Here is a 26,163-nt window from a genome sequence, read left to right as displayed (position 1 = left end):
GAAACGTAAACGAACTCTCAGAAAGCAAGCGCAGCGAGTAAATGAGTAGAAATACTCGTGGCTTCGAGCAACTGGGGCGCATGCAGCAGCAACCACTCCGCTGTTTTCAGGTAGATGAACACGCCCGCCACATCTGTGGCAGTGGTGATGAAAGGAGCGGACATCAACGCTGGATCTAGGCCCATACGGCTAAACAGCAACGGCAAGGCAGCACCAGCCGTGGCGGCCAGGGTGGTAATTGCAAGCAAACTGATCCCGACCGCCATCCCGACAAGGGGGCCGTCGCCACGCCACCAAGCGAATGGCACCACGACAAAAAGCATCAGCAGACCAAGTAGGGCCCCGGCTAGCGCCTCTCTGACGACAGCACGCAAGGGGCCCAACGGTTGAATGCGCTGCGTGCTCAATCCACGAATCACCACAGTGGAACTCTGGGCACCCACATTCCCACCAGTCCCAATCAATAAAGGAATGAATGCCGCGAGCATCACAACCTCACGCAGCACTGCATCGTTCATCGCGATCACCTGGGTTGTGAAGATATTTGCAATCACCAACACCGCGAGCCACAACACGCGGCGCCGCGCCACCGTGAACAAATTGCTCTGAAAGTAGTCATCCTCATCACCAGCCTCCACCGCACCAGCGGCATAGAGGTCACGGGTGGCCTCCTGCTCGATCACATCGATCACGTCATCCACCGTGACGATCCCGACAAGACGACGTTCCCGGTCCACAACAGGCACAGCCAGGAAGTCATAGCGCTGAATCGCACGGGCCACCTCCTCCTGATCGGTATCGGTGCCAACGCTCACAACCTCTCGCGTCATCACATCACCGATGCAATCGGTGGGGTCGGCAGTGACCAAATCACGCAATGACAAGATGCCGGTGAGATGGCGCTGCCCATCGGTTACGTAGAGGCTATAAATCGTTTCCGTTTCTGTCGCACGGCGGCGAACGATGGTGAGAGCTTGAGCAGCACTATGAAATTCCTTGAGATCGATGTATTCCGTTGTCATCAAGCGGCCAGCCGTTTCGGGGGCATAGCCAAGTAATTGGGCGGTCACACGCCGCTCGGCAGGACTGAGCTCCACCAAAAGACGGCGCACCACTTTGGCCGGCAACTCATCAAGCAGGCGCACCCGGTCATCCGGGGACATCTCTTCCACAAGCTCCAGAACCTCACTGGAGCGCAGCCGTTCCAACAAGCTTTGCTGAATGGCTGGCTCTAGGTATTCGTACACCTCAATCGCTTCGTCCTTCCCGAGCAAGCGAAAGGCGAGTGCCTGCAGCGTTCGCGGAAGGCAGCCCACCGCTTCCGCCACATCCACGGGCTGAACCGGAGCCAAGAGCAACTTGACACCGTCGTAATTGCCAACAGACAACATCGATTCCAGTTGCTGAGTGACAACCTCAGCCACCAAATCATTCGTCACGCTCACACCGCTGCGGCCGTGGGCTTCTTCCATGCTGTCCGCCCGGCCCTTCCCAGTGTAAGTGGGGCTGGAGCCGGTTATCGTCGGCGCCGATTGAACCCTCAACGCTTATGGCTCCCAACATCAGCAACGTGTCCGTCAACACCCCCGACGGCGCCAACAAAACACTCGGTTCTTACTCCGGCAAGGTGCTTTTAATCGTGAACGTGGCTAGCCGCTGCGGATTTACTCGCCAGTACAGCGGTCTGCAAGCGTTGCAAGACAGCTACGCCGCTCAAGGGCTTCAGGTGTTGGGATTCCCCTGCAACGACTTTGGCGGTCAAGAGCCCGGGTCTTTAGAGGAGATCAAAAGCTTCTGCTCCACCACTTACAACGCCAGCTTTGAGCTGTTCGACAAAGTGCATGCCACTGGAAGCACCACTGAGCCCTACACCACCCTCAACAAAACAGAGCCTGCGGGCGATGTGGCTTGGAACTTTGAGAAGTTCCTCGTAGGCAAAGACGGCACGGTCATCGCAAGATTTAAAAGCGGAGTTGAGCCCGATTCAGATGAGCTGAAGACTGCGATTGAATCCGCCCTTAACGCCTAACCAAACTCCGGCCGACTAAGACTCCCAGGGCTGCGGCACCAAGCCCCAGCCCCAGGGTGAGGCCAATCAACCCCAGGGCAGAAAGCCAGTCACCTTGGGCGATGAAGGTCACGCAATGCACCATCCAGCTACTGAACGTGGTAAGCGAACCGCAGAAACCAATCCCGATCAACAACTGACGCTTCGGTCTTAGAGGAAGCCCGACCAACCAACCCAAAATGAACGCTCCGAGCACGTTCACAATCAGGTCTTTGTCATGGAAGTGAGACGCAATTTGCCAGCGCATCACAGCACCAGGAACAGCACCAAGCGCCACTAGAGCCAATTCGTTCAGGTCTTGCCGAAGGCTGAGCTGTCCGGTCACAGAGGAAGAAGATTGAGGCATCAGGCGATCCCCTCGGCCAATCCAAGGCCATAGCCAAGACCAGCCGCAATCAAGCCACCCAGGATCGAGCCCACGCCGAGGAGCAGCGATTCACGCCAATTTCTCTGCTTCAGGGTGTTGAGCAACTCAACGGCAAAGGTGGAAAACGTACTGAGGCTGCCGAAAAAGCCCACTGCCACCAACAAAGTCAGCGCCGAAACAGCTTTAGACGTTGAACAGGGATCATTCACCTGCAGTCCCAGCACTAGACCTAGGGCAAAGGCTGCTACGAGATTGACTGCAAACGTTCCCCAGTGCTTGAGGGGAACCATCGGCTCAAAGTGATTGACAATTCGCAGCCGAAGCCACGCGCCAGGAATGGCACCAATCCCCACCATCACAACCTGACCAGCCGTGAAGGAGTCAGCCACGTAGCCAACCGCGAACTGGCTGAAAGCCAGCTGGCAGGCCCTGACCTGAGGACATCTGAACTTGAATCCAATCGCGGCCGTCGTCTCCACGCCAATGACGCAACAGCTGTAGCGGCGTGCCTAACTCCAACCGGCGCAGGGCAGGGGCCTCAACCAGCGGACTCGATCTCAGCACACAGCACTCACCACTGAGTAGGGGACTTTTGCCTTCCTGCCGGCGTAAGAGAGGAAGCCTCCTCTGAGCTCCACCAGCAGGCAAGGCCGCTGGTGCCATTAATGCGACTCCCAGCAACCAGCCCCAACGCAACACAGCTCCTGTCGACATACGCATCAGATGTCGAGTGACGCCATATCCAAGTCCGCGCTATGGGTTTCGATAAATTCCCGGCGCGGCGCCACTTTGTCGCCCATCAGGATCGTGAAGATTCGATCGGCCTCCAGCGCATCTTGCACTTCCACCCGTTTCATCATGCGCGTGGAGGGATCCATCGTGGTTTCCCACAACTGCTTCGGCATCATTTCACCGAGACCCTTAAATCTCTGAATGTTGTAATTGGCTTTCTCACCAAATCCAGCCAGGGTTTTCTGCAATTGCTGCTCGTTGTAGCAATAGGTATGGTTCTTTCCTCGCTCAACTTTGTAGAGCGGCGGACAGGCAATGTAGATATACCCACCTTCAACCAATTCTTTTTGATAGCGATAGAAAAAAGTGAGAATGAGGGTTCGAATGTGTGCTCCATCCACATCCGCATCAGTCATGATTACAACCCGATGATAACGAAGATTTTTGACATCAAAATCTTCACCTTTAATCCCCAAGCCAAGCGCAGTAATCAGCGCTTGAATTTCAGTATTTTTATAAATCTTGGCGTCATCAGTTTTCTCGATATTGAGAATTTTTCCGCGCAAAGGAAGAATCGCCTGAAAACGACGATCGCGCCCTTGCTTGGCGGAGCCTCCAGCAGAGTCTCCCTCCACGATGTAAATCTCAGATTCAGAAGGATCTCTGGAACTGCAGTCGGCCAACTTGCCCGGCAGCGTTGAACTTTCCAGCACGCTTTTACGGCGCACCAACTCACGCGCCCGGCGAGCCGCTTCCGCCGCGTTGAAAGCCTGGATTGCCTTCTCGAGGATCATATCGATCACCCCTGGATTGAATTCCAAGTACTGACTCAGCGACTCTCCAACCAAGTTGTCAACGATGCCCCGAACCTCGGTATTACCAAGCTTCGTTTTGGTCTGACCTTCAAATTCAGGCTCGGGGACTTTTACCGAAAGCACAGCAGTGAGGCCTTCGCGAATGTTTTCGCCAGCCAAATTCGAATCAGCCTCTTTACGCTTACCTCGCTTCTTCGCAAACGTATTAAGGGTACGAGTAAGAACGGTTTTTAAGCCTTCAATATGAGTACCACCATCCACCGTACGGATGTTGTTAGCGAAGCCAAGAATGCTGTCGGAATAAGCATCAACGCACCACTGCAATGCCGCCTCCACAGACACACCATCTTTTTCGGAATTGACATAAATGATTTCTGGATGCAGAGGATCTTTCTCCGCATTCATATAGGCAACGTATTCCTTGATTCCACCTTCGTAGAAATAGAGCTCCTCACGAGGCTTGCCCTCTTGATCTCGTGCAGCCTGTCGCTCATCGCGGAACACGATGCGCACACCACCATTTAGATAAGCCAGCTCACGCAAACGGGCCGACAGCGTGGAGTAATCAAACTCAATTCCAACCGTGAAAATTTGGTGATCAGGCTTGAAGCAAACGCTCGTGCCTGTAAGCCCTTTTTCTTCAGCTGGCTGAGGCTCTGAAGCAAGGCTGCCGATAGCGGCACCGCGCTCAAAGCGCTGGCGATGCACCTGGCCTTGACGGCGCACGGTGACTTCAACCCACTCGCTCAGGGCATTCACGACAGAAACGCCAACGCCGTGCAAACCACCCGAAACCTTGTAGCCACCGGCTCCAAACTTGCCGCCGGCATGCAACACCGTGAGCACGGTTTCCAGAGCGCTTTTGCCCGTGCGGGGGTGAACGTCCGTTGGGATTCCGCGGCCGTTGTCACTCACAAACGCTGAGCCGTCTTCCCCGAGAACAACCGTGATTTCGTTGCAATGCCCTGCTAGGGCCTCATCCACGGCATTGTCCACCACCTCGTACACCAGGTGGTGGAGCCCACGGGGACCAGTGGTGCCGATGTACATGCCCGGGCGCTTACGCACCGGCTCCAGGCCTTCAAGAACCTGAATCTGTTCAGCGCCGTAGGCGGCTTGAACTTTTGCGGCTTCGCTCATGCGCTCGTCGTCGGCCCGGCCACCTTTTCAACCTCAACTTACCACCGGTATCCCAGAGACGCTCGCAGAAGCCTCTGACGCGTCATTTTTAAAGGGGATGCACCCCATCGTTTCTTCGATGAATCAGATCAACTCTGAATTTGGCCCCGATGCCGGTGCAAAGGCACCCCTCGTTGTGGCGCTCGTTGGGCCAACGGCGAGCGGCAAAACCGCGCTCGCGCTTGAGCTTGCTGAGCACTTCCAACTGGAGATCCTCAACATCGATTCTCGCCAGCTTTACCGAGAGATGGATATCGGCACGGCCAAACCCACAGCCGAGCAACAACAGCGCGTCACCCATCACCTCCTCGACCTGCGCTCCCCTGATCAACCGATCACGCTTCAGGAATTTCAGCAAGAAGCCACTGCGGCCGTGAGCCAGGTTCTCAAAGAGCGAGGCGTTGCTTTTTTAGCTGGAGGCAGCGGCTTGTACCTCAAGGCTCTCACCCAAGGACTGCAGCCTCCAGCCGTGCCTCCTCAAGCCGAGCTTCGCCGCCAGCTGAGCTCACTCGGTCAAGCGAACTGCCACCAGCTCCTCCAACAGGCCGATCCCCAAGCAGCCGCCAAGATCGCCCCTGCCGATGCGGTTCGCACCCAACGTGCTCTGGAGGTGCTGTACTCCAGCGGCAAACCGATGAGCGCGCAACAGTCGACCAATCCCCCGCCCTGGCGCGTACTGGAGCTCGGACTCAATCCCATGGAGCTGCGCTCACGCATCGCCCAACGGACTCTCCAGATTTATCAGGAAGGCTTGCTTGAAGAAACGCGGCAGCTGAGCCAGCGCTATGGGCCTGACCTCCCCATGCTGCAAACGATCGGCTACGGCGAAGCACTAGAGGTGCTGCAAGGAGGCCTAAGCGAAGCTCAGGCTATCGCTACCACCACCCGCCGCACCCAGCAGTTTGCCAAGCGTCAACGCACCTGGTTCCGCCGCCAACACAGTCCCCACTGGCTCACAGGTCAGGATGCCCTCAGCGAAGCGATACGTCTGATCGAAGCGGGTCTAGGCTGAAGGGCAAACTCTGCTGAGCACCGCTTTCAATCAGCAGCCCTTCACAACACTGAATGCCTCCACGTCCTCGCTTTGATCGTCGCGCCCCCGTCCGGGAGCTCCCCAACATCAATGACCGCATCAATTACCCACAGCTAAGGGTTGTTGACGCAGACGGAGAACAACTCGGGGTGATCGACCGGGAACAAGCATTAGAAGTTGCGCGCGAACGCGAACTCGATCTCGTGCTGGTGAGCGAGAAAGCCGATCCTCCGGTTTGCCGGATCATGGACTACGGCAAATTCAAATTCGAGCAAGAAAAGAAGGCCAAAGAAGCGAAGAAAAAGTCGCATCAGACCGAAGTCAAAGAGGTCAAGATGCGTTACAAAATTGACCAGCACGATTACGACGTCCGGATCGGGCAAGCCCAGCGCTTTCTGAAAGCCGGCGACAAAGTGAAATGCACGGTGATTTTCCGAGGCCGGGAAATTCAGCACACTGCTTTGGCTGAGGTGTTGCTGCGACGGATGGCCAAAGACCTGGAAGAGCCAGCCGAGGTGCAACAGCCCCCGAAGCGCGAGGGCCGCAACATGATCATGTTTCTCACACCCCGCAAAGCACCTCTGGTGAAGAAAGACAAGGACGAAGAAGTAGTGAACAAAGCGGTGCGCACGATTCCTTCACCAGCACGCCGGATCAACACTCAAGACTGAGCTGCGTCGAGAAGCAGTCGCCATCCCTCCTGAGCTGAGGATTGGTGATATTGATCACGGGCTTCACACATGAAGCCGTGATCAGCTCCCTCAAAGACGCTGTAGCGCAAACGCAATCCAGTGGGATCACCCGCTTTCAGTGCAGATTGAATCGCCTGTTGATCTGAGTCTGAGATCAGGGAATCAACGCTGCCGCACAAACAATGCAGCTCTCCTTCCACTGAGGGCAACAGCTCCAAGCTTGGGGCTCCGCCACCGGGCCGCCCACGGCTAACCCCTGCTCCATAAAAATCCAAGCTGACCTGCACATCAGCCAGGGTGGCGGCCAGTAGAGCGGCATGTCCCCCGAAGCAGAACCCCACCACAGTGATCCGCAGCGGTTGGCCAGTGGATGCAAGGGCCAGCCGTAACCAATCGATTGAGGCCTGGACATCCGTAAGGATCCCCTCGGTGCTCGTGGTCTCCTTATGACGCCGACCTTCGCGGGTGGACTCAGGGTCATACCCCAGCTCAAGCTCTGGAGCAGTCCGCGCAAAGAGCGGCATCGCTAAGGCCGGAACACCAGCCGCCGACAAGCGGTCGGCCACACCCCGCACCCAACGATTCAAGCCAAAGATCTCAGGTAGCACGATCGCTGCATGGGTTGCTGGCTTTGCATTGCTGGTGGGCGCCCACCAGCAATGCAGCGGCACCGGACCCGTGTTCACCGTTACCCAAGCCCCTGGCGATGGCTCGGGCAACACAGGAGGAAGAACGGAAGACATAGACATCAGCGCGTGAAGATAAGCCGCTAGATCGGGGCAAGGATCAGCTCAGCAATTGTCACCAAGCCGTCCAGTCCTTAAGGTGGCCACATCAATCCGGTCCACCGGCGTGCGATTCCACATCCAACAGGAAAGCGACATACCGGCATCGACCCAGCTCTACAACCAGATCTGTTTCGCTATTGCCGCCCGGCACTACCCGCCAGGGCATCGTCTTCCGAGTACGAGACAGCTCGCGATGCAGACCGGCTTGCATCGCAACACCATCAGCAAGGTGTACCGCCAACTGGAAACCGATGGCGTGGTGGAAGCGATGGCAGGTTCCGGGATCTACGTGCGTGATCAACAGAAGCCACGGGAGATCCGAACCCCTCCCCATATCCGCAATCGTGGCGTCACCGATCTCGATCGAGAGGTGCGCAAATGCGTGGATGGCCTGCTCAACGCGGGTTGCACCCTGCAGCAAACCAGAGAAATGCTCACGCGTGAAATCGATTGGCGCCTGCGCTGCGGCGCCAGGGTGCTCGTGAGCACCCCTCGAGAAGACATTGGCGCTTCGATGCTCATCGCAGAGGAACTCGAACCCAACATCAACGTGCCTGTGGAAGTGGTACCAATGGAAGAGTTGGAAAGCGTGCTCGAGAACGCCAGCAATGGCACGGTGGTGACGAGCAGATACTTCCTGCAGCCCGTAGAAGAGCTTGCCAAGAAGCACGGTGTGCGCGCTGTTGCGGTGGATCTCAACGACTTCAAGGCTGAATTGGGGATGCTCAAAGAGCTCCGCCAAGGCAGCTGCGTTGGCCTTGTGAGCATCAGCCCCGGCATCCTGCGAGCCGCCGAGGTGATCCTGCACAGCATGCGCGGCAATGACCTGTTGCTGATGACGGCGACTCCAGACATCGGCAGCCGGCTACTAGCCCTTCTGCGCGCCTCCAGCCACGTGCTCTGTGATCGCCCCAGCATGCCGTTGGTGGAACAAAGCCTCCGTCAAAACCGCTCCCAGCTGATGCGCATGCCCCAAGTGCACTGCGCCGAGAGCTACCTCAGTGGTGACACGATCGAACTACTCCGCAAAGAAATCGGCCTGATCAGCCACTGATCAGGCACTGATTCGCCGCGAAAAGGGTTGCCCGCACGAGATGATGAGTGCACTAGCCACAGGCTCAAAGCAGCAAGGCCATGCTTGATCAAATTCGGGCCGACTTTGCAATCATCCGCGAACGGGATCCTGCGGCGCGCGGACCTTTGGAGATCCTGCTCTGCTACCCAGGCTTTCAAGCGATCAGCTTGCACAGGCTGAGCCATCGGCTTTGGCGCTCCCGCCTACCCCTGAAATTGCCGGCACGCCTGCTTAGCCAGCTGGGGAGAGGAATCACCGGGGTGGAAATCCACCCGGGAGCCACGATTGGCCAAGGCGTGTTCATTGATCACGGCATGGGGGTGGTGATTGGTGAAACGAGCGAAATTGGCGATCGCTGCCTTCTTTATCAAGGCGTGACCCTGGGCGGAACTGGCAAAGACAGCGGCAAGCGTCACCCAACCCTCGCCAACAACGTTGTGGTGGGAGCTGGCGCCAAGGTGCTGGGAGCCATTGAGGTGGGCGCTAACACCAGAATTGGCGCTGGATCCGTCGTTGTGCGCAGTGTTGAGCAGAACTGCACTGTTGTAGGCATCCCCGGGCGGGTCATCCATCAAAGCGGCGTACGGATTAACCCCCTGGCGCACTCAGCTCTACCTGATGCTGAAGCCAATGTGATCCGAAACTTGATGGAGCGGATTGATCAACTTGAAAATCAGGTAAGCGAATTGCAAAGCTGCCTGAGCGCTGTTGCCGCAGGAGGAACCGGAGAAACCATTCGCGAAATAAGCATGGGCAAATCCCAAAACCTCAAGGACAGGGAAATTCTTGAGTTCCTGGGAGATTAACTCTAAGAATTAAGCCGTGGTCGCCTGCGCTGCTGCAGGCGGAGCGGGCCGGAACATAAACATCGAATAGATCACATTGCGGCGCATATTCGTCATCATCTCGAGGAACATATCGTAGCCCTCATTTTTATATTCAATCAACGGATCTTTCTGCCCATAACCACGTAATCCCACCGATTCACGCAGGGCATCCATGGCCTGAAGATGTTCACGCCAGAGAGTGTCAATCTGTTGAAGGATGAAGAAACGCTCAGCCTCTCGCATCAGCCCTGGACGCAACTCCTCAATCTCGCCTTCTTTAAGGTCGTAGGCATTACGTAACTGCTCTTGCAGGAAGGCCTTGAGATCATCCATCGAAAGGCCCTGGAGTTGGTCAGGCTGCAGGTCTTCGAGCAGATAAACAAACTCTTTTACCTTGCTTACCAGTTGCGATACATCCCATTCCTCGGGTGGAAGGTCTGGATTCACATAGGCCTCAACAATCTCATTCATGGTGCGTTCGCCGTAGCCAATCACCTGTTTTTTGAGTTCACGGCCATCGAGCACACGGCGGCGCTCGGTGTACACCGCCTTGCGCTGATTGTTCATCACTTCGTCGTACTCAAACACCTGCTTACGGATGTCGTAGTAGTACGTCTCAACCTTCTTTTGCGCCCCCTCAAGAGAGCGCGTGAGCATGCCCGATTCAATCGGCATGTCTTCCTCCACCCGGAAGGCATTCATCAATCCAGCCACACGCTCACCACCAAAGATGCGCAGAAGGTTGTCGCCAAGCGACAAGAAGAATCGCGTGCTGCCTGGATCACCCTGACGGCCAGCACGCCCACGAAGTTGGTTATCAACCCGGCGTGATTCGTGCCGCTCGGTGCCAATCACGTGCAGGCCTCCAGCCTCGCGCACGCCCATCTCCTCCTGTTTCACCACAGCGTCGTATTCGCCTTTCACCTGGGCGATCGAGGCACGCAACTGGGCAATCTCAGGATCTTCTGTGGGGGCTTTTTCTGCTGCCGTGGCAATGCGATCTTCCAGTTCGATCACGCTGAGAGCGCGATCACCCCAAGCTTTCACCAGCTGCTTGGCAAGCTCCACTAAGGCTTGATCTGTCTCCTCCGTGAGCTGGCAGGGATAGAGGTTGCCAATCGCCTTGGCTTCACTGGGGGCATTGCCGTGGGGACCACTGGCAGGAGCCGTGGCAGAGAACCCGCCACCGCCTTCCTCGCTGCGCTGGAGAGGCACGGGGGGGCGATGATCATCCTCCGGCCGCACCAGCCGGGGAAGTAGCACTTCGCGCAACTTGAGGCGCGCCATGTAATCGCTGTTGCCACCAAGAATGATGTCGGTGCCACGGCCCGCCATGTTGGTGGCGATGGTCACAGAGCCAGCTCTTCCTGCCTGAGCAACAATTTCCGCCTCCCGCTCTACGTTTTCTGGTTTGGCATTGAGCAGGTTGTGGGGGATGTTTTCCTCCGCCAACAGTGCACTGAGTAGCTCACTTTTCTCAACACTGGTGGTGCCCACCAAAACGGGGCGACCTTGCTTATGCACCTCAGCGGTTTCTTTGGCAACGGCACGCCATTTCGCCGTTTCCGTTTTGTACACCTGATCCACCCAGTCCTGGCGAGCACGCACCCGGTTCGTAGGCACGATGGCGGTTTGCAAGGAGTAGGTCTTCTCAAATTCCACTTCCTCCGTTTTGGCAGTACCAGTCATCCCAGCCAAACGGGGATAGAGAAGAAAGAAATTTTGATAAGTAATCGAAGCCAGGGTTTGCGTTTCTGGCTGAATCGCTAAGCCCTCCTTGGCCTCAATCGCTTGGTGCTGCCCATCACTCCAACGCCGGCCTGGCATCACCCTTCCTGTGAACTCATCCACGATCACCGCCTCACCATCGCGAACGATGTAGTTGACATCGCGAACGAATAGTTCTTTTGCCTTTAAGGCATTGGTGATGTAGTGAGCCCAAGGATCCTGAGGGTTGTAGAGATCGGCCACTCCAATTAAGGCCTCAGCCTTGGTAAATCCCTCATCGGTGAGTGTGGAACTGCGCTGCTTTTCATCCACCTCGTAATCACCTTCGGGGTCGATGCCGTCCTTCCCCATTTCGGCGGCCCGCTCTAGAGCGTTCGCCACCTCTGCCGCCTTCTCATATTTCTCCTGGGGGCGTTCCACCTGGCCTGAAATGATCAAGGGCGTGCGTGCTTCATCAATCAGGATTGAGTCGACTTCGTCGATCACACAAAACTGAAACTCACGCTGCACCACCTCATTGATATCTGCGGCCATGTTGTCGCGCAGATAATCAAATCCAAGCTCTGAATTAGTGGCATAGGTGATGTCACAGCCGTAATTAATTCGGCGTTCAGCCGGGGTCATGTCTTGCTGGATCAAGCCCACCGATAGGCCAAGGAATCGATGCACTTGCCCCATCCATTCCGCATCGCGGCGAGCCAAGTAGTCGTTCACGGTGACCACATGTACACCGCGGCCTGTGAGCGCGTTGAGGTAGCTGGGGAGGGTTGCAACGAGGGTTTTGCCCTCACCGGTTTTCATCTCGGCGATTTGCCCCTCGTGCAGCACCATGCCACCGATCATTTGCACGTCGAAGTGGCGCATGCCCAGCACTCGCTTACCGGCTTCACGCACAACGGCGAAGGCCTCGGGCAACAAGTCATCCAATAAAGGCCTTTGTTTATCCAGCGATCCAGCAGCTTCTAAGCGCTGGCGGAACTCAGCCGTACGGCGGCGCAGGTCATCGTCGCTCAGAGGCTCAATCTCCTCCTCAAGCAGATTGATATCTGAAACGATCGGCTGATAACGCTTCAGCTTGCGGGCGTTGGGGTCACCCAGCAGGAGCTTGAGCATGGAAATCGCCAAATCGACTGCGCTACACCCTACTGAGGCCCACCGGATGGGATGGGGATGACGACGGGAAATTAAGGCTGTTTAGCGATCGATCATTTTTGTGAGGAGAAGATCGAATCGAAAGCCTCCGACCAAACCTTGCGAGCAAATAAATAGAGATATCTGTCGCGCGCCTCAAGGCTCAGCGCTGTTCGAAGTGCGGGCGAAGTCGCCAATTGATTGAGAACCAACGACAACTGATCAGGCTGTTGAGACCAAGGCAATCCAGACAGCTGTCCGACCCAGCCCATCCCAGAACGCTTGTTTTGAAAAGCAAGTGACGGAATCCCGGCCGCCATTGCCTCTAACTGCACGATCCCGAAGGCTTCTGTGGAACGATCCGAGGGGAGCACCAAAACGTCTGCAGAGGCGAGTTCTGCCAACTTCGCCGTCTCATCCAAACGGCCCAAGAAATTCACAGCGGAACTCACGCCAAACAACTCGGCACTGAGCGCTTCAAAGGCAAGCCTGCGTGGACCATCACCGACGACCGCCAAAGACCAAGGAGCGTCTAACTGGGAAAGAGCTTCCAACAACCAGTCCAAGCGCTTGTAACTATCAAGCCGGCCGATGAATAACACCCGCAATGGCATTCCTGTTGCGGAGCGCGATGGCAACGCCAATAGAACCTTTTCTTGCTCTGCATTCAGACAACAGGGCAAAACAGCCACACGAGCGGCCTGGCATCCACAACGAATCAACTCTTTCGCCAGTACGGGAGAGGTCGTAATGACTTTGGTTAGGTGTGGGACAACACGAAGGGCCAACCACTGATAGACAGCAAAGAGGCGATTCTTCGAACCTGGTTCCGGGGCAACAAAGCAGTGCCAATGCGCGAACACTGGCCGACGCGGTTGCAAAAGACGGGCCAGCAGTAACACCAACAGCACCCCTGGCGATGGCAAATGCCCATAGAGAGGCCGATGGGAGCGCAACAGGCTCCATAGCGCACGTGATGGCAAAGGAAGCAACAACCGGCCGAAAGGTGGACTGGCCGGCAATACCACTCGCGGATAAGAAACCTGCAAAGGATCAATCTCATCAGCGCTGCGGGATTGCGCATCAAAGCTGAACACCGTTGCTCCCCACTCACTCGCTAATTCATGGGCCACCCGCTCCACTCCTCCATAGCCTGGAGGCCATTCGCGCAGGAGTTGAACAAAAGAGTCCATCACCCATCAACCTGATCTTGAGCAGACAAACGATCAGGAATTGCAGCGTTCACAGGATTAGATCTTTTCTTTTCATCATCTCAGCCAGGCGCAGTTCGCTTGATGTTCGACCCGTGTCGATGATGGTGGACGAATCAAAACGCCATGGCTCGCATCCGACTCGTGCAACATGCCGCCGGCGCCCCAGGCCTGAGATGGTTTGGACTGGGCCCTGATCTCAAGCCAAGCCGCAGCCTGCTCAAGCTGCGTCGCTTGCTACACAAACATGCGTTCTGGGCGCAACAGCGCAACACAGCAGATCTCAAACGGATGCTGGCGGGCAGCAGGGTTGTAGTGAGCCTTTGGCGGGGCAAGCGAATGGTGGGGTTCGGACGAGCCACCAGCGATGGAATCCATCGCGCCGTGCTTTGGGATGTGGTCGTTGCCGGAGACCTTCAAGGCCGCGGACTCGGCAGGAGGGTCGTGGAAGCCCTGCTCAGCGCTAAAGCCATTCGCAACGCCGAGCGCGTGTATCTGATGACCACCAACAGTTCCGGGTTTTACCAACAGTTGGGGTTTGAACCAGCCAGCACTCAGCAATTGCTGATCCGCAAGCAATGAAGCAAACAAACAGCCAGGAAAATAGGAATCAAATCCTATTGAAAGACAAAAACTGCCGCTAGAGAAATATTCCCGCAAAACAACTTTACTTTTCAAAGAAAACCTGTTTTTTAATGAATCAAACCGATAGCGAAGCGATTCAAACATACGCTATTTCCAGGGTTTTAATGAGGCCCTTAGGGAATAGCTTCATACACAATTAAGACTCAATTGATCTCACACAAAGAGAGGGCCAAAGAGCCAAGCAATGTGCAAATGAATAAGAATATTCAGCCCTTCAATGAACGGTTCGTTAAACATTTTTCAATCCATTCTCCAGGCAATTGAGATCGACTCAGCCGCGTTGATCCATGCGTTTTTGAAACTCTTGGCGCCAAACCTCCCAGGTCTTTGAACCTGGCGTTTGCTGAACCATGCGCACTGTTTGCTGACGTATAGCTTCTTCCGGCTGGTTCAGATCGAGACCTGTCATGGCATGAAGCGGTACATACCAATCCGTTCGCACGAATAGCTCAATCGTGTTGCCTTCAGGGTCTGGGACATACAGCGACCAACTCCCGCCATGGTTCAAGGACTCCATGCCTGTTATGCCAAGTTGAGTGAGCGCCTGAAAGGCGTCGATAAGCTTGGGCAGGGTCTCAATTTCGAATGAGACCTGGTTAACCGTCGAAGCGCTGGTTTCCGAACGACCTGGAGCCAGCACGATTTGATGATGCTCCAATAAGGAGCGGGAGAGAAACAGTATTTCCTGATCACCATTCCTAAGGCGATCCGTAACGTAAAACCCGAGAACATCGCAATAAAAGCGCTCCATCACGGACAGGCTTTTCACGTACAGCCCGAGATGAGAAAAGGAGGGCTGCAGCGGCAAGACTGAATTCACAGATGAAGCGACAACGTTGCGGCCAACGTAGCCAGACCACACTCGGATCCCCATGAACTGAAATACCCCTGCTCAGAGGCTGGGTGCTCTCCATTAACAGGCTCCCCCACCACTAGGACGTGTGCAGTAGAGAACCAACGAAAGCCCACTTATAACGAAAAGCGGATGAAGAGATTCGAACTCTCGACCCTCTCCTTGGCAAGGAGATGCTCTACCACTGAGCTACATCCGCAAAGCCGTGTTGAACGCTGTGTTCACTACGACTTGGGCAGCATGCAACACAAAGGGGCCGTTGGTCAATGCCCCGGCAATACCTTCATCAAGGAAGCCATCTCTAAAGCCTCCAATCCGTAGCTCCAACCGAGATTGCTCTTGATCCCTGCACGCTCAAGAGCCTGCTGCATCGTATCGGTCGTCAACACCCCAAAGATCACAGGAACACCAGTGTCACGCGCCACTGCTGCAATGCCTTTACTGGCTTCCGCGACCACCACATCAAAATGGGGGGTGTCACCGCGAATCACGGCCCCGAGAGTGATCACAACCTGATAGAGCCCACTACGGGCCAGGTTTTGGGACACCAGCGGAAGCTCAAATGAACCTGGCACCCAGGCCACATCAAGCTGACTGCTCTCAGCAGTCGTATCAACGCCGTGACGGGATAGGCAATCCAAACATCCACTCAGCAGCTTTGCCGTCACCAGATCGTTGAAACGGGCCACCACAACGGCGATACGAACTTGGCCTAGATCAGTGAAGCGTCCTTCAAATGTGGCCATAAAAAGCCAGGAGCAAGTATGTCCATGCTCCCATCAAGACGTAACCAAATCAGAAGTGATCTTCAGACCACGAAGTAGCTCACGCCCCAGTTGAGCAATACCAGGGCCACCCAGGCGATCCCACCCAGCAGGATCAAGCGGTTGGAACGTCCGCTGTCCTCATTCGAGGCGTACAGCACAGGAACCGCCACGATGAGGGCAAACGACATCACCACCAGGGCCAGCACGGTGAGGGTGTTGAGGATCTGCATGGAGAGAGGTCGACGCCAGGGCGGTGCGAAAGATTCTCACATGCACGAGGAACCCTTGCCCACCTTGGAATCAACCTTCACAGCTTGTGGTGATCCAGCGATGTCTTCCGCTGCTGTGAGTCTTACGATTCACTGATCGCTTAGCCACCCGTGCCCCAACCGGACTTGGCCCTGCAGGGCAACCTTTTTGGGGATGCGGAACCAGCCAGTTCAGCACCAAGCAAGGGCCAGAAAAGACAAGATGAGCCCGATCAGCTCGATGATCACGAGCTGACGCAAGACGCCAAGCAGCGCCCACGCCAGCGTCAAGGCCAACAAGAGCATTCCGAGCCCTCAGCAAGCAGCCAAAGCGAGGAAGCACACTCCGAAGCCTCCACGCCCGCAGGCAAAGACCAAGACAACAGCGACGACGATCTGCCGCCGTGGTCACACCACAGCCAGGTCACCCCGGAGCAACTCACCCCGATGCTCCGCCACTACGTGGAACTCAAAGCCGCCCATCCCGAGCGGATCTTGCTGTATCGGCTCGGTGATTTCTTTGAGTGCTTTTTCGAAGACGCCATCCATCTGTCGCGCCTGCTCGAGCTCACCCTCACGGGGAAAGAGGCAGGAAAACAAATTGGAAGGGTGCCCATGGCTGGCATTCCCCATCACGCTGCTGAGCGCTACTGCTCAGAACTGATTCGCCGCGGCCTTAGCGTGGCGCTGTGCGACCAGCTCGAGGCGGCCCCTGCCAGTGGCTCTGCCAAGGGGACCTTGCTGCGGCGCGACATCACAAGGGTGCTGACACCAGGCACCGTTCTGGAAGAAGGCCTGCTCAGCGCGCGCCGCAACAACTGGCTTGCAGCGGTGGTGGTTGAGCCCGCTCAAGGCCGGCAGCCCTTTCGCTGGGGGCTGGCCTGCGCCGATGTGAGCACGGGCGAATTCTTAGTCCGCGAACAAGACAACAGCGCTGCGCTGCATCAAGAACTCGCGCGGCTTGATCCAGCGGAACTGATCCACCACAACCAAAACAGCGTTGCACCCAGCTGGTGTCCGGAGCGCCTGCAACGCTGCGACATCGGCAATACACCCTTCAGCCAACCCGAAGCAGAAGCGCTGCTCTTGGAACGGTTTCGGTTACAAACCCTCGACGGTTTAGGGCTGCAGAACGTTCCCCTTGCCATGCGCGCCGCCGGCGGACTGATCGCCTATTTAGGCGAGACCTGTCCCCTAGACGACAACGGCATCACACCTCCGCCCTTGGAGAGACCAATCACCTGCTTCCCAGGAGATGCGCTGGTGCTGGATGCCCAAACGCGCCGCAATCTTGAGCTCATCGCCACCCAGCGTGACAACCAATTCCAAGGCTCGCTGCTCTGGGCGATCGATCGCACCCTCACCGCCATGGGCGCGCGTTGCCTGCGCCGCTGGATTGAAGCCCCACTGATGGACCCTTCGATCATTCGCTCCCGCCAGGCAAGCGTGAGCCAATTGGTGAGCAAGCGACCGTTACGGCAAGCCTTGCGGCGCCTGCTGCGGCCCATGGGTGACTTGGAACGACTCGCTGGAAGGGCTGGTGCAGGCCATGCCGGTGCCCGAGATCTCGTGGCGATCGCCGACGGCTTAGAGCGCTTACCTCAACTTGCGAACCTGATCACCAGCCAGCTCGATGGCGGCCCCTCTTGGCTCTCAGATGTACTGGAACCTGATCCAGCGCTAGCGGTAATCGGAGCGAGCATCCGTCATCAACTGATGGACAACCCACCGCTGAGTCTGAGCGAGGGAGGGCTGATCCACGACGGGGTTGACCCACTCTTAGATGGCTTACGCAATCAGCTTGATGACCAGGAGAGCTGGCTGGCAGAACAGGAGCAACTCGAACGTCAGAGCAGCAACAACAGCAACCTCAAGCTTCAATATCACCGCACCTTTGGGTATTTCCTATCGGTGAGCCGGGCCCGTTCAGGCGCCGTGCCAGATCACTGGATTCGCCGCCAAACCCTGGCGAATGAGGAACGCTTCATCACCCCCGATCTCAAGGCAAGGGAGGGGCAGATCTTTCAGATGCGTGCCCGTGCCGCCCAACGCGAGTACGAACTGTTCTGTGAATTGCGAGGGCAGATCGGCGAACATGCTGAAGCGATCCGCCGATCCGCGCGGGCGATCGCAGGCCTTGACGCCCTCACAAGCTTGGCGGAGGCCGCTGCCACGGGAGGTTGGTGCGCTCCTGAGATCACAGCAGATCGAAGCATGGTGATCGAACAGGGACGTCATCCGGTTGTCGAGCAACTGCTGGTGGAGGACGCCTTCACCCCTAACGACAGCAACTTGGGGACAGGTATTGATTTAGTGGTGCTCACCGGGCCGAATGCCAGCGGCAAAAGCTGCTACTTACGCCAGATCGGGTTGATCCAGCTGCTAGCCCAGATCGGCAGCTGGGTGCCGGCGCAGGCGGCAAGGATCGGAATCGCTGATCGCATCTTCACTCGCGTGGGCGCCGTGGATGACCTCGCTGCCGGCCAGTCCACCTTCATGGTGGAGATGGCAGAAACCGCCAACATCCTGCATCACGCCAGCGAACGCTCGCTCGTACTGCTCGACGAAATCGGCCGGGGTACTGCCACCTTTGATGGACTCTCGATCGCTTGGGCCGTGAGCGAACATCTGGCCGGTGATCTCCAGGCCCGCACCGTTTTTGCCACCCACTATCACGAACTGAATGCCCTGGCCGGAGAGCGCTCCAACGTGGCCAACTGCCAAGTGCTTGTGGAAGAAACCGGCAGCGATCTGGTGTTTCTCCATCGCGTCGCCGCTGGTGGAGCAAGCCGCAGCTACGGCATCGAAGCTGCCCGCCTCGCTGGGGTGCCTGCCAGCGTGGTGCAGCGAGCACGCCAAGTGTTGGATCAACTAGCCACCTGACGCAGCAACGCATTCACTGCTGCTGCCACCAGACCTGCCCCGCCGCGGGTGCCGTCCAAGCGGATCTGATCCAGAGTGAACTGCGCTAAGCGACGCTTGCTTTCCGGAACTCCCACAAACCCCACCGGCATGCCAATCAACAGGCTTGGAGCCGGTGCTCCCTCATCCAGTTGATCCAGGAGTTGCTCCAAGGCCGTTGGCGCACTGCCAATGAGCACCAGCGGTAGGGGCTGACCAGCGATCTCAGCTGCCTGGATTAGCTCCGGCCAAGCGCGAACCATCGCCGCCGCCGATCGGGTGGATCCCTGCGGCGACTGAGCCGGCGCCCAATCGAGCAAGCAGCGCACTTCATTGCCAGCGGTACGAGCCGCCATCGGCCGCACCGCCGCTGCCGCCATCGCCGTGTCCGTGAGGATCAGAGCTCCCGCTTTGAGGGCCTGAAATCCGGCATCACAGGCACCGGGGCTGAACTTCAGCAGGGCCGCCAAAGAGGGATCCCCACTGCTGTGCACCAGCCGTTCGAGAACATCTTTCGACATCGGGTCCAAACCGGTGTCTCCCAGCAGGGCCCGAATGCGGCGAATGCTTTCAGTAAAGATCGGATGATCGCTGTTCAGAGGAATCCAGACGCAACTCCGGCATCATCAACGCAAAGCCGCCTCCTGAGCTACCAACTTCTCCATGCCAATCCATCTGCTCTGGGGTGACGACAGCGCTGCCCGCGATCGTGCCGTCGCAGCCCTGATCGAGGAGGCGATTGATCCCACCTGGAGCAGCATCAACCTGAGCCGCCTCGATGGCAGCGAAGCTGGCCAAGCCCAACAGGCCCTGGAGGAAGCACGCACACCTCCTTTTGGGGCGGGAATGCGGGTGGTATTGCTGCAACGCTCACCCTTTTGCAATGCATGCCCAAGCGAACTGGCCGATCGCTTTGAAGCGGCCCTCGAACTCATCCCAGACAGCACCCAGCTCGTTCTCACCAACCCAGCCAAACCAGATGGACGCTTACGCACCACGAAGGCTCTGCAGAAACGGGTGAAGCAGGGTCTCGCCAGCGAACAAAAGTTCCAACTTCCGGCGATCTGGGATGGAGCCGGCCAACGCCAACTGGTGGAGCGCACAGCCGCAGGTCTCAATGTGGATATGGAAGCAGAGGCCGTGTCCGCCCTCGTTGATGCCATCGGCAATGACAGCGCACGCCTCACGATGGAATTACAAAAGCTGGCGCTCCACGCCGAAAGCCATGGGCACAAGCGCATCAGCGCCGAAGCCGTACAGACTCTGATTGAAGGCCAAGCCACCAGTGCCTTGGCCGTGGGCGATGCCTTGCTGGAAGGCGATGCTGGGGGTGCCATTGGCCTCCTGGATGCCCTCATTGATGCGGGTGAACCCGCCCTACGCATCGTTGCCACCCTCACAGGACAAATCCGTGGCTGGCTTTGGGTACTGCTACTGGAACAACAAGGAGAACGCGATGTGGCCGTGATTGCCAAAGCCGCCGGCATTGGCAATCCAAAGCGGATCTACGTGATGCGCAAGCAATTGCAAGGCGGAAACCCGAAACGGCTTTTATCTCTCTTGGGACGACTTTTAAAGGTGGAAGCGATGCTTAAACGAGGAGCTTTAGCAGGAGATGCATTTCGAGAAGGATTGCTGGGCTAATTGCTCATCCGCCTCACGCACTAACAGCATCCACAACCTCACTGTTAATCCATCTCCAATACGTCCAAAGTGTTCTGCCGACGTTGAGCATCACCCCTTGCATAATCATCAAGGCATTGATCTTTCCGAACCAAGAGGCAAGACACATAATCTGATGCGGCTATTAGAGCGGCACGAACAGCTTTGGAAGCTGGAGTTTTTTTCGTTTCGCTCGAAGACTCATTGAAACTCAATGTTCCAGCTGCTGCCAGACCATAAGCACCAGTACCGCTAGCACCTGTTAATCCACCAACCAAACCAGCCAGAGGAGCTAAAGAGCCACCAGATCCCTTTACTTTGGCCGTATTTTTCGCCCTGCCTTCAACAGTTTTATAGCCAACAACTTCACCCGTAGTTGTATCAACAACACGAAGATCTAGTGAAACATACGCCTTAGTTTCTGCCACATCCTTGGAGCCTCCAAACCCCAGAAACCTCATTCCGCTTCCAGACTGCTTTGTTTCCACATTATTTTCAAAGCCGCTTACTCGACCAAGAATGACGTATTGAGAACCAGTCATCTGTCCAGACTTTGCAGCACGATCATTATTTCTAACGATGCCAAGTTCGGCCATCTCCTGCTCGGATAACACAGCCCTAACATTTTGCCTTTCGACCACAGTGAGTCCACCTGCAGCAGACAATTCGTTCGAAAGAGCATCAGCCAGTTGCCTACTCACCCTGGGACTCCACCATGCCAACTGGCCAACTTCGTTTTTAAAATCTGGTACAGATACAGTTGGACCTGCGATCGACGCAAATGAGCCAACAAAAGCAAGTCCAATAAAAAACGAGGGAAAGATTGCAGCCGTCCGATCTTTCATAACAATAAGTATCAGCAAATAAATTAACCACGATTCCCTGAGTATGTAAACAACAGCTTTTCCAAAGTAAATTGAGTCAATGGTCATTCTCAACGCAGCCACAATGAGACAATCTCCTGCTGTTGGAGACCGTTGAGATGGCCCTGCTGGTGCAGAAGTTCGGCGGCACGTCCGTCGGCAGTGTGGAACGCCTGCAGACCGTCGCCCGGCGAATCGCCGACTGCAAAGAAGACGGCAATGATCTGGTGATTGTGGTGTCGGCCATGGGCCACACCACAGACGAGCTCACCGCCAAGGCCAAAGCGATCAGCTCCGATCCGCCGCAGCGGGAGATGGACATGTTGCTTTCCACAGGAGAACAGGTCTCGATCGCCCTGCTCTCGATGGCCCTGCATGAACTGGGGGTACCAGCTGTTTCGATGACCGGAGCCCAAGTGGGAATCGTGACTGAATCCGCCCATGGCAGAGCCCGCATCCTCGATGTGCGCACCGACCGGCTACGCGCCCGGCTTGCAGAAGGACAAGTCGTGGTGGTTGCTGGCTTCCAAGGCACCAGCCTCAGCAGTGGCGGAACCGCCGAAATCACCACCCTGGGCCGCGGAGGTTCAGACACATCAGCCGTAGCCCTAGCAGCAGCCCTGGGTGCGGATGCCTGCGAGATCTTCACCGACGTGCCAGGAGTGCTCACCACCGATCCGCGCAAGGTGGCCAATGCCCAACTGATGCCACAAGTGAGCTGCGATGAAATGCTCGAACTCGCCAGCCTGGGTGCAGCGGTGCTCCACCCCCGTGCTGTTGAGATCGCCCGCAACTACGGCGTGAAGATGGTGGTTCGATCCAGCTGGAGCGATGCACCAGGCACCACGCTTACCAGTCGCAATGCCAAACCGATCGGCCGCGAGGGGCTGGAACTTGGTCGTCCTGTTGATGGCGTGGAGCTCCTCGAAGATCAAGCCGTGCTGGCCCTCTCCCACGTGCCTGATCAGCCAGGGGTTGCTGCTCGCTTGTTCGAAAGCCTGTCTGCAGGCGGCGTGAACGTGGACCTGATCATTCAGGCCACCCATGAGGGCAGCAGCAACGACATCACCTTCACCGTGGCGGAAACGGATCTCGAACAAGCCCGCAGCATCTGCACCACGCTGGTGGACAGCCTCGGCGGCATCCTTAGCTCTGACGGAGGCATGAGCAAGCTGAGTATCAGGGGCGCTGGGATCATGGGGCGCCCCGGGATCGCCGCAGGCTTGTTCGACACGCTCTCGCGAGAGGGGATCAACCTGCGCTTGATCGCTACCAGCGAAGTGAAAGTGAGCTGCGTGGTGGAAGCTTCCATGGGCAGCAAAGCTTTGCAAGCTGCTCAACAGGCCTTTGAGCTGAGCACACAACAGCAACACATCAACCCTCCTGCCAGCGGAGAGGGTGAGCCCGAGGTGAGGGGCGTCGCCCTGGATCGTGATCAGGCGCAACTTAGCGTTCGCCATGTACCTGACCGACCGGGGATGGCGGGTTCCCTCTGTTCAGCGCTCGCCGATGCTGGCATCAGCCTTGATGCCATCGTCCAATCCGAACGCCAGCACGGCGATGGCAGCCGTGACATCAGCTTCATCGTGAAACGCGAGGACCGCGCTGCCTCTGATCAAGCTCTAGCGCCGCTCCTTGCCCAATGGCCCGGTGCCGTTCTCGAAGATGGGCCTGCAATTGCCCGCGTCAGCGCAATCGGTGCTGGGATGCCTGCCACCGCAGGGACAGCTGGGCGCATGTTCCGCTTCCTTGCCGAAGCTGACGTAAACATCGAATTGATCGCCACCAGCGAAATCAGGACCAGTTGCGTCGTGGCCGAATCCGATGGAATCAAAGCCCTTGAAGCCGTCCATGCCGGCTTCCAACTCGGCGGATCTGAATCCCATCAAGCACAGGGCACAGAATCTCCTCTTGAGTTAGAAGCCTTTAAACCCTGATCATCTGCTGCTCCCCACCAGTTTCTGTCGCAACTTCTTGATTCGATCCCGCAGGTTGGCCGCTTCTTCAAAGTCGAGCTTCTTGGCTGACTCCTTCATCTTCAGCTCAAGTTGATCGATGAGCTCAGGCAGGGCGTCGAGCGCCAAGCCATCGACATCTTCCTCTAAAGCCTGGACCGCTTTTCCGGCCACCTTCACCAGGTCGGCATCTGGGCCATCAGCTTTGAGCTTGCGAGACAGTTCGAGAAAACTCAAAATCGAATTGCTGGCTTTCTTACCTGCAGCAGTGGGCGTAATGCCGTGCTTTTCGTTGTAGGTGTGCTGGATCTTGCGGCGGCGCTCGGTTTCTTCAATCGCCTTCGCCATGGAGTCAGTCATGGTCTCGGCATAAAGCAACGCTTTGCCTTCCACATGCCGTGCTGCTCGTCCGATGGTCTGAATCAAGGAGCGCTGGGCGCGCAGGAAGCCTTCCTTGTCGGCATCCAGAATCGCCACCAAAGAAACTTCAGGGAGATCCAATCCTTCCCGAAGCAAATTCACGCCAACAAGTACGTCGTATTCACCTAGACGCAAATCCTGAATGATCTCGATTCGCTCAATGGAGTGAATCTCTGAGTGCAAATAACGCACTCGAACTTTATTTTCTGCCAGGTAGTCCGTTAGATCTTCCGCCATACGCTTGGTGAGCGTTGTCACCAACACCCGCTGCTTCTTGGACGCACGATCACGGATCTCGCCAAGCAAATCATCCACCTGTCCAGTGGTGGGGCGCACCTCCACAAGCGGATCCAGCACACCCGTAGGGCGAATCACCTGTTCTGCCACTTGCCCCTCACTGACCTCCATCTCCCAGTTTCCAGGGGTGGCACTCACGAACACGGTTTGCTTGGCTTTACTCCAGAACTCCTCCGATTTAAGCGGCCGATTATCAGCCGCACTGGGCAAACGGAAGCCGTGATCAATCAGTACCTTTTTACGTGCTTGATCGCCGTTGTACATCGCTAGAAGTTGAGAGCAGGTCACGTGGCTTTCATCCACGATCAACAACCAATCATCCGGAAAATAATCAATTAAACATTCAGGTGCGGATCCAGGTTCTCGACCAGCCAAATGACGGGCATAGTTCTCAACTCCATTGCAATATCCAATTTGCTGCAGCATCTCCAAGTCATAAGTAGCGCGTTGTTCTAAACGCTGAGCTTCGAGCAACTTGCCCTCTCCGTTCAAAAACTCAAGTCGCTCTTTAAGCTCACTACGAATCGCTTTCACCGCATCATTAAGACGCTCTTTTGGCGTCACAAAGTGCTTGGCCGGGTAGATACTGATCGCATCCAAACTTTGGAGGATTTCGCCGGTGGTTGGATCTACATAGCGAATTGCTTCCACCTCATCGCCGAAGAGCTCAACACGCACTAGGCGGTCGTCATAGGCCGGCCCAATTTCCAGCACATCACCCTTAACGCGGAAGCGTCCTCTTCCGGCTTCTGTGTCATTACGGCTGTACTGATTGTTCACCAAATCGCGCAGAGATCCTCGCAAATTCAAGGTCTCACCAACCTTGAATGGCACAGCCGCCTTGAGGTATTCACTTGGAATTCCTAGCCCATAAATACAACTAATCGAAGCCACCACGATCACATCACGGCGCTCAAATAAAGAGCGCGTCGCAGAATGACGCAGCATGTCAATCTCTTCGTTGATCGATGCTGTTTTGGCGATGTAGGTATCACTTACCGGAACGTAGGCTTCCGGCTGGTAATAGTCGTAATAGGAGATGAAATATTCGACAGCGTTGTGAGGAAAGAACTCCCGGAGCTCATTACAAAGCTGGGCCGCCAATGTTTTGTTGTGGGCCAACACCAAGGCCGGACGTCCGGTTTGGGCGATCACATTGGCCATCGTGAACGTCTTGCCAGTACCCGTGGCTCCTAGAAGCGTTTGATAACGCTCTCCACCATTCACACCCTCCACCAGTTTGGAGATCGCCGTTGGTTGATCTCCCTTGGGCGTGTAAGGCGCCGATAGCTCGTAGGCGGGCATGGTCCTGTGGCGTTAAGCCTGAAGGAAGGTTGATCAGGCTACGGCGATTGCTAAGGCAACGGCGCCTTCCCCAGCGCCAAAAGCCAACCATGGGACTGTGCTGTATCAGCTCTAGGCCAACGACCCGATCAAGGCGGCCCTGGTGAAGTCCACATCAGCGAGGCCAAGAGCACGCAAGACCACGGCACTAATCACGCTGTAGATAACCGCGCCACCAATGGCACTGATCAGACCGTTCTTAAGGCGAAAGCCCGGAATCAGCCAAGCGGCCAAACCAAACAAGATGACCGTAATCAGCCAGTTGAACAGAAAAGACACCGGCGAGATCAACCCACCCAGCGAGGTGATGGCCCAAACCGGACCCATCACCACTTTGAGCGGCAGGATCAGCAGCGTGCCCAACAAGCCAATCAACACCGCTGCCCAGAGTGCCGTACCAAAGCTGGCCAGTTCCACACCAAGCGGAAGCGCTGCTACGACCAGCAACACCAGGGCTCGAATCGGCCATTGCAGCAACCAGCCAAGCGTTCCCATCACAGTCCAATCAGCACTGATCGCAACCTAGAAATTTTTTTGGAAACCGCCCAAAAAAGCGACTGGT

At 56.5% G+C, this 26,163-nt stretch carries 24 protein-coding genes, 1 tRNA gene and 1 pseudogene; 10 read left to right on the top strand and 16 right to left on the bottom strand.

The genetic code is table 11. The features are described from left to right. Positions 1 to 17 precede the first annotated feature (17 nt). Positions 18 to 1,472: a magnesium transporter gene (gene mgtE / locus SYNC_RS00510; RefSeq protein ID WP_011618084.1), complete on the bottom strand. Its 1,455-nt coding sequence runs from the start codon at positions 1,470 to 1,472 to the stop codon at positions 18 to 20. Positions 1,473 to 1,549: 77 nt separating this feature from the next. Between mgtE and SYNC_RS00505 the strand changes: the two genes are divergently transcribed. Further along, entirely contained in the window at positions 1,550 to 2,029 is a 480-nt protein-coding gene (locus SYNC_RS00505; protein ID WP_011618083.1) for a glutathione peroxidase, read from the top strand. Here SYNC_RS00505 and SYNC_RS00500 read toward each other — a convergent pair. The 4 genes from SYNC_RS00500 to gyrB are packed head-to-tail and all read right to left on the bottom strand — an operon-like array spanning position 2,019 to position 5,122. Beyond that, positions 2,019 to 2,414 (bottom strand): CrcB family protein, encoded by a 396-nt coding sequence (locus tag SYNC_RS00500; protein ID WP_011618082.1) that lies wholly within the window; start codon positions 2,412 to 2,414, stop codon positions 2,019 to 2,021. The two genes, SYNC_RS00505 and SYNC_RS00500, sit on opposite strands and share 11 nt — an antisense overlap. Continuing rightward, on the bottom strand, positions 2,414 to 2,791 hold the full coding sequence (locus SYNC_RS00495) for a CrcB family protein (protein WP_041426827.1): 378 nt from the start codon (positions 2,789 to 2,791) through the stop codon (positions 2,414 to 2,416). Before SYNC_RS00495 ends, SYNC_RS00500 begins: the two co-directional genes overlap by 1 nt. Positions 2,792 to 2,816: 25 nt before the next feature. Further along, positions 2,817 to 3,155: a hypothetical protein gene (locus SYNC_RS00490; RefSeq protein ID WP_041426233.1), complete on the bottom strand. Its 339-nt coding sequence runs from the start codon at positions 3,153 to 3,155 to the stop codon at positions 2,817 to 2,819. Next, positions 3,155 to 5,122, bottom strand: a complete 1,968-nt coding sequence (gyrB, locus tag SYNC_RS00485; RefSeq protein ID WP_011618079.1) for a DNA topoisomerase (ATP-hydrolyzing) subunit B — start codon at positions 5,120 to 5,122, stop codon at positions 3,155 to 3,157. Before gyrB ends, SYNC_RS00490 begins: the two co-directional genes overlap by 1 nt. A gap of 118 nt (positions 5,123 to 5,240) precedes the next feature. Between gyrB and miaA the strand changes: the two genes are divergently transcribed. After that, on the top strand, positions 5,241 to 6,173 hold the full coding sequence (gene miaA, locus SYNC_RS00480; protein WP_011618078.1) for a tRNA (adenosine(37)-N6)-dimethylallyltransferase MiaA: 933 nt from the start codon (positions 5,241 to 5,243) through the stop codon (positions 6,171 to 6,173). A 53-nt stretch (positions 6,174 to 6,226) separates the two neighbouring features. Then, positions 6,227 to 6,865, top strand: a complete 639-nt coding sequence (gene infC / locus SYNC_RS00475) for a translation initiation factor IF-3 (protein ID WP_011618077.1) — start codon at positions 6,227 to 6,229, stop codon at positions 6,863 to 6,865. Here the strand turns inward: infC and SYNC_RS00470 are convergent. Next, the gene (locus tag SYNC_RS00470) at positions 6,856 to 7,635 is read right to left on the bottom strand and encodes a dienelactone hydrolase family protein (protein WP_041426230.1); all 780 of its coding nucleotides are present in this window, start codon (positions 7,633 to 7,635) and stop codon (positions 6,856 to 6,858) included. The genes infC and SYNC_RS00470 overlap by 10 nt on opposite strands. Positions 7,636 to 7,738: 103 nt before the next feature. Between SYNC_RS00470 and SYNC_RS00465 the strand changes: the two genes are divergently transcribed. Next, positions 7,739 to 8,728, top strand: coding sequence for a GntR family transcriptional regulator (locus SYNC_RS00465; protein WP_011618075.1), 990 nt, complete (start codon positions 7,739 to 7,741; stop codon positions 8,726 to 8,728). A 77-nt stretch (positions 8,729 to 8,805) separates the two neighbouring features. Then, positions 8,806 to 9,555: pseudogene (gene cysE, locus SYNC_RS00460) on the top strand (serine O-acetyltransferase); the annotation flags it as partial. Positions 9,556 to 9,564: 9 nt separating this feature from the next. On the opposite strand, the gene secA reads toward cysE, so the two are convergent. Next, positions 9,565 to 12,417: a preprotein translocase subunit SecA gene (gene secA, locus SYNC_RS00455; RefSeq protein WP_011618073.1), complete on the bottom strand. Its 2,853-nt coding sequence runs from the start codon at positions 12,415 to 12,417 to the stop codon at positions 9,565 to 9,567. Positions 12,418 to 12,509: 92 nt separating this feature from the next. Continuing rightward, entirely contained in the window at positions 12,510 to 13,628 is a 1,119-nt protein-coding gene (locus SYNC_RS00450; RefSeq protein WP_237699241.1) for a glycosyltransferase family 4 protein, read from the bottom strand. Between the two features lie 144 nt (positions 13,629 to 13,772). Here SYNC_RS00450 and SYNC_RS00445 point away from each other — a divergent pair, with 144 nt between their 5' ends. Next, positions 13,773 to 14,228, top strand: a complete 456-nt coding sequence (locus SYNC_RS00445; RefSeq protein ID WP_011618071.1) for a GNAT family N-acetyltransferase — start codon at positions 13,773 to 13,775, stop codon at positions 14,226 to 14,228. A 334-nt stretch (positions 14,229 to 14,562) separates the two neighbouring features. Here the strand turns inward: SYNC_RS00445 and SYNC_RS00440 are convergent, their stop codons facing one another. The 4 genes from SYNC_RS00440 to psbZ form a co-directional block, all read right to left on the bottom strand. After that, positions 14,563 to 15,165, bottom strand: coding sequence for a VOC family protein (locus SYNC_RS00440; RefSeq protein ID WP_011618070.1), 603 nt, complete (start codon positions 15,163 to 15,165; stop codon positions 14,563 to 14,565). 106 nt (positions 15,166 to 15,271) lie between these two features. Beyond that, positions 15,272 to 15,343: transfer RNA gene (locus SYNC_RS00435), tRNA-Gly, on the bottom strand. A 64-nt stretch (positions 15,344 to 15,407) separates the two neighbouring features. Next, a complete protein-coding gene (ribH, locus tag SYNC_RS00430; protein ID WP_011618069.1) occupies positions 15,408 to 15,890 on the bottom strand; it encodes a 6,7-dimethyl-8-ribityllumazine synthase in 483 nt (160 codons plus the stop codon). A gap of 62 nt (positions 15,891 to 15,952) precedes the next feature. Continuing rightward, entirely contained in the window at positions 15,953 to 16,141 is a 189-nt protein-coding gene (gene psbZ, locus SYNC_RS00425) for a photosystem II reaction center protein PsbZ (protein ID WP_006855033.1), read from the bottom strand. Between psbZ and SYNC_RS14490 the strand changes: the two genes are divergently transcribed. Together SYNC_RS14490 and mutS are read left to right on the top strand one after the other, a co-directional pair. Next, positions 16,140 to 16,277, top strand: a complete 138-nt coding sequence (locus SYNC_RS14490) for a hypothetical protein (RefSeq protein WP_167897115.1) — start codon at positions 16,140 to 16,142, stop codon at positions 16,275 to 16,277. The genes psbZ and SYNC_RS14490 overlap by 2 nt on opposite strands. 14 nt (positions 16,278 to 16,291) lie before the next feature. Then, positions 16,292 to 19,042, top strand: coding sequence for a DNA mismatch repair protein MutS (gene mutS / locus SYNC_RS00420; protein ID WP_237699240.1), 2,751 nt, complete (start codon positions 16,292 to 16,294; stop codon positions 19,040 to 19,042). On the opposite strand, the gene SYNC_RS00415 is transcribed toward mutS, so the two are convergent. After that, positions 19,027 to 19,581: a precorrin-8X methylmutase gene (locus SYNC_RS00415; protein ID WP_237699239.1), complete on the bottom strand. Its 555-nt coding sequence runs from the start codon at positions 19,579 to 19,581 to the stop codon at positions 19,027 to 19,029. The two genes, mutS and SYNC_RS00415, sit on opposite strands and share 16 nt — an antisense overlap. Positions 19,582 to 19,723: 142 nt before the next feature. Between SYNC_RS00415 and holA the strand changes: the two genes are divergently transcribed. After that, a complete protein-coding gene (holA, locus tag SYNC_RS00410) occupies positions 19,724 to 20,704 on the top strand; it encodes a DNA polymerase III subunit delta (RefSeq protein WP_011618066.1) in 981 nt (326 codons plus the stop codon). A gap of 44 nt (positions 20,705 to 20,748) precedes the next feature. Here the strand turns inward: holA and SYNC_RS00405 are convergent, their stop codons facing one another. Then, on the bottom strand, positions 20,749 to 21,654 hold the full coding sequence (locus tag SYNC_RS00405) for a CsgG/HfaB family protein (protein WP_011618065.1): 906 nt from the start codon (positions 21,652 to 21,654) through the stop codon (positions 20,749 to 20,751). A gap of 50 nt (positions 21,655 to 21,704) precedes the next feature. Between SYNC_RS00405 and SYNC_RS00400 the strand changes: the two genes are divergently transcribed. Then, positions 21,705 to 23,522, top strand: coding sequence for an aspartate kinase (locus SYNC_RS00400; protein WP_011618064.1), 1,818 nt, complete (start codon positions 21,705 to 21,707; stop codon positions 23,520 to 23,522). Here the strand turns inward: SYNC_RS00400 and uvrB are convergent, their stop codons facing one another. Both uvrB and SYNC_RS00390 read right to left on the bottom strand, forming a co-directional pair. Next, complete coding sequence (gene uvrB / locus SYNC_RS00395; protein ID WP_011618063.1) at positions 23,523 to 25,562, bottom strand: excinuclease ABC subunit UvrB; 2,040 nt, start codon at positions 25,560 to 25,562, stop codon at positions 23,523 to 23,525. A gap of 111 nt (positions 25,563 to 25,673) precedes the next feature. Then, positions 25,674 to 26,096, bottom strand: coding sequence for a phage holin family protein (locus SYNC_RS00390; RefSeq protein WP_041426224.1), 423 nt, complete (start codon positions 26,094 to 26,096; stop codon positions 25,674 to 25,676). Positions 26,097 to 26,163 lie beyond the last annotated feature (67 nt).

Source organism: Synechococcus sp. CC9311, from assembly GCF_000014585.1.
In the GTDB taxonomy this organism is placed as follows: domain Bacteria; phylum Cyanobacteriota; class Cyanobacteriia; order PCC-6307; family Cyanobiaceae; genus Synechococcus_C.
This window is presented reverse-complemented; position numbering and strand designations above follow the sequence as displayed.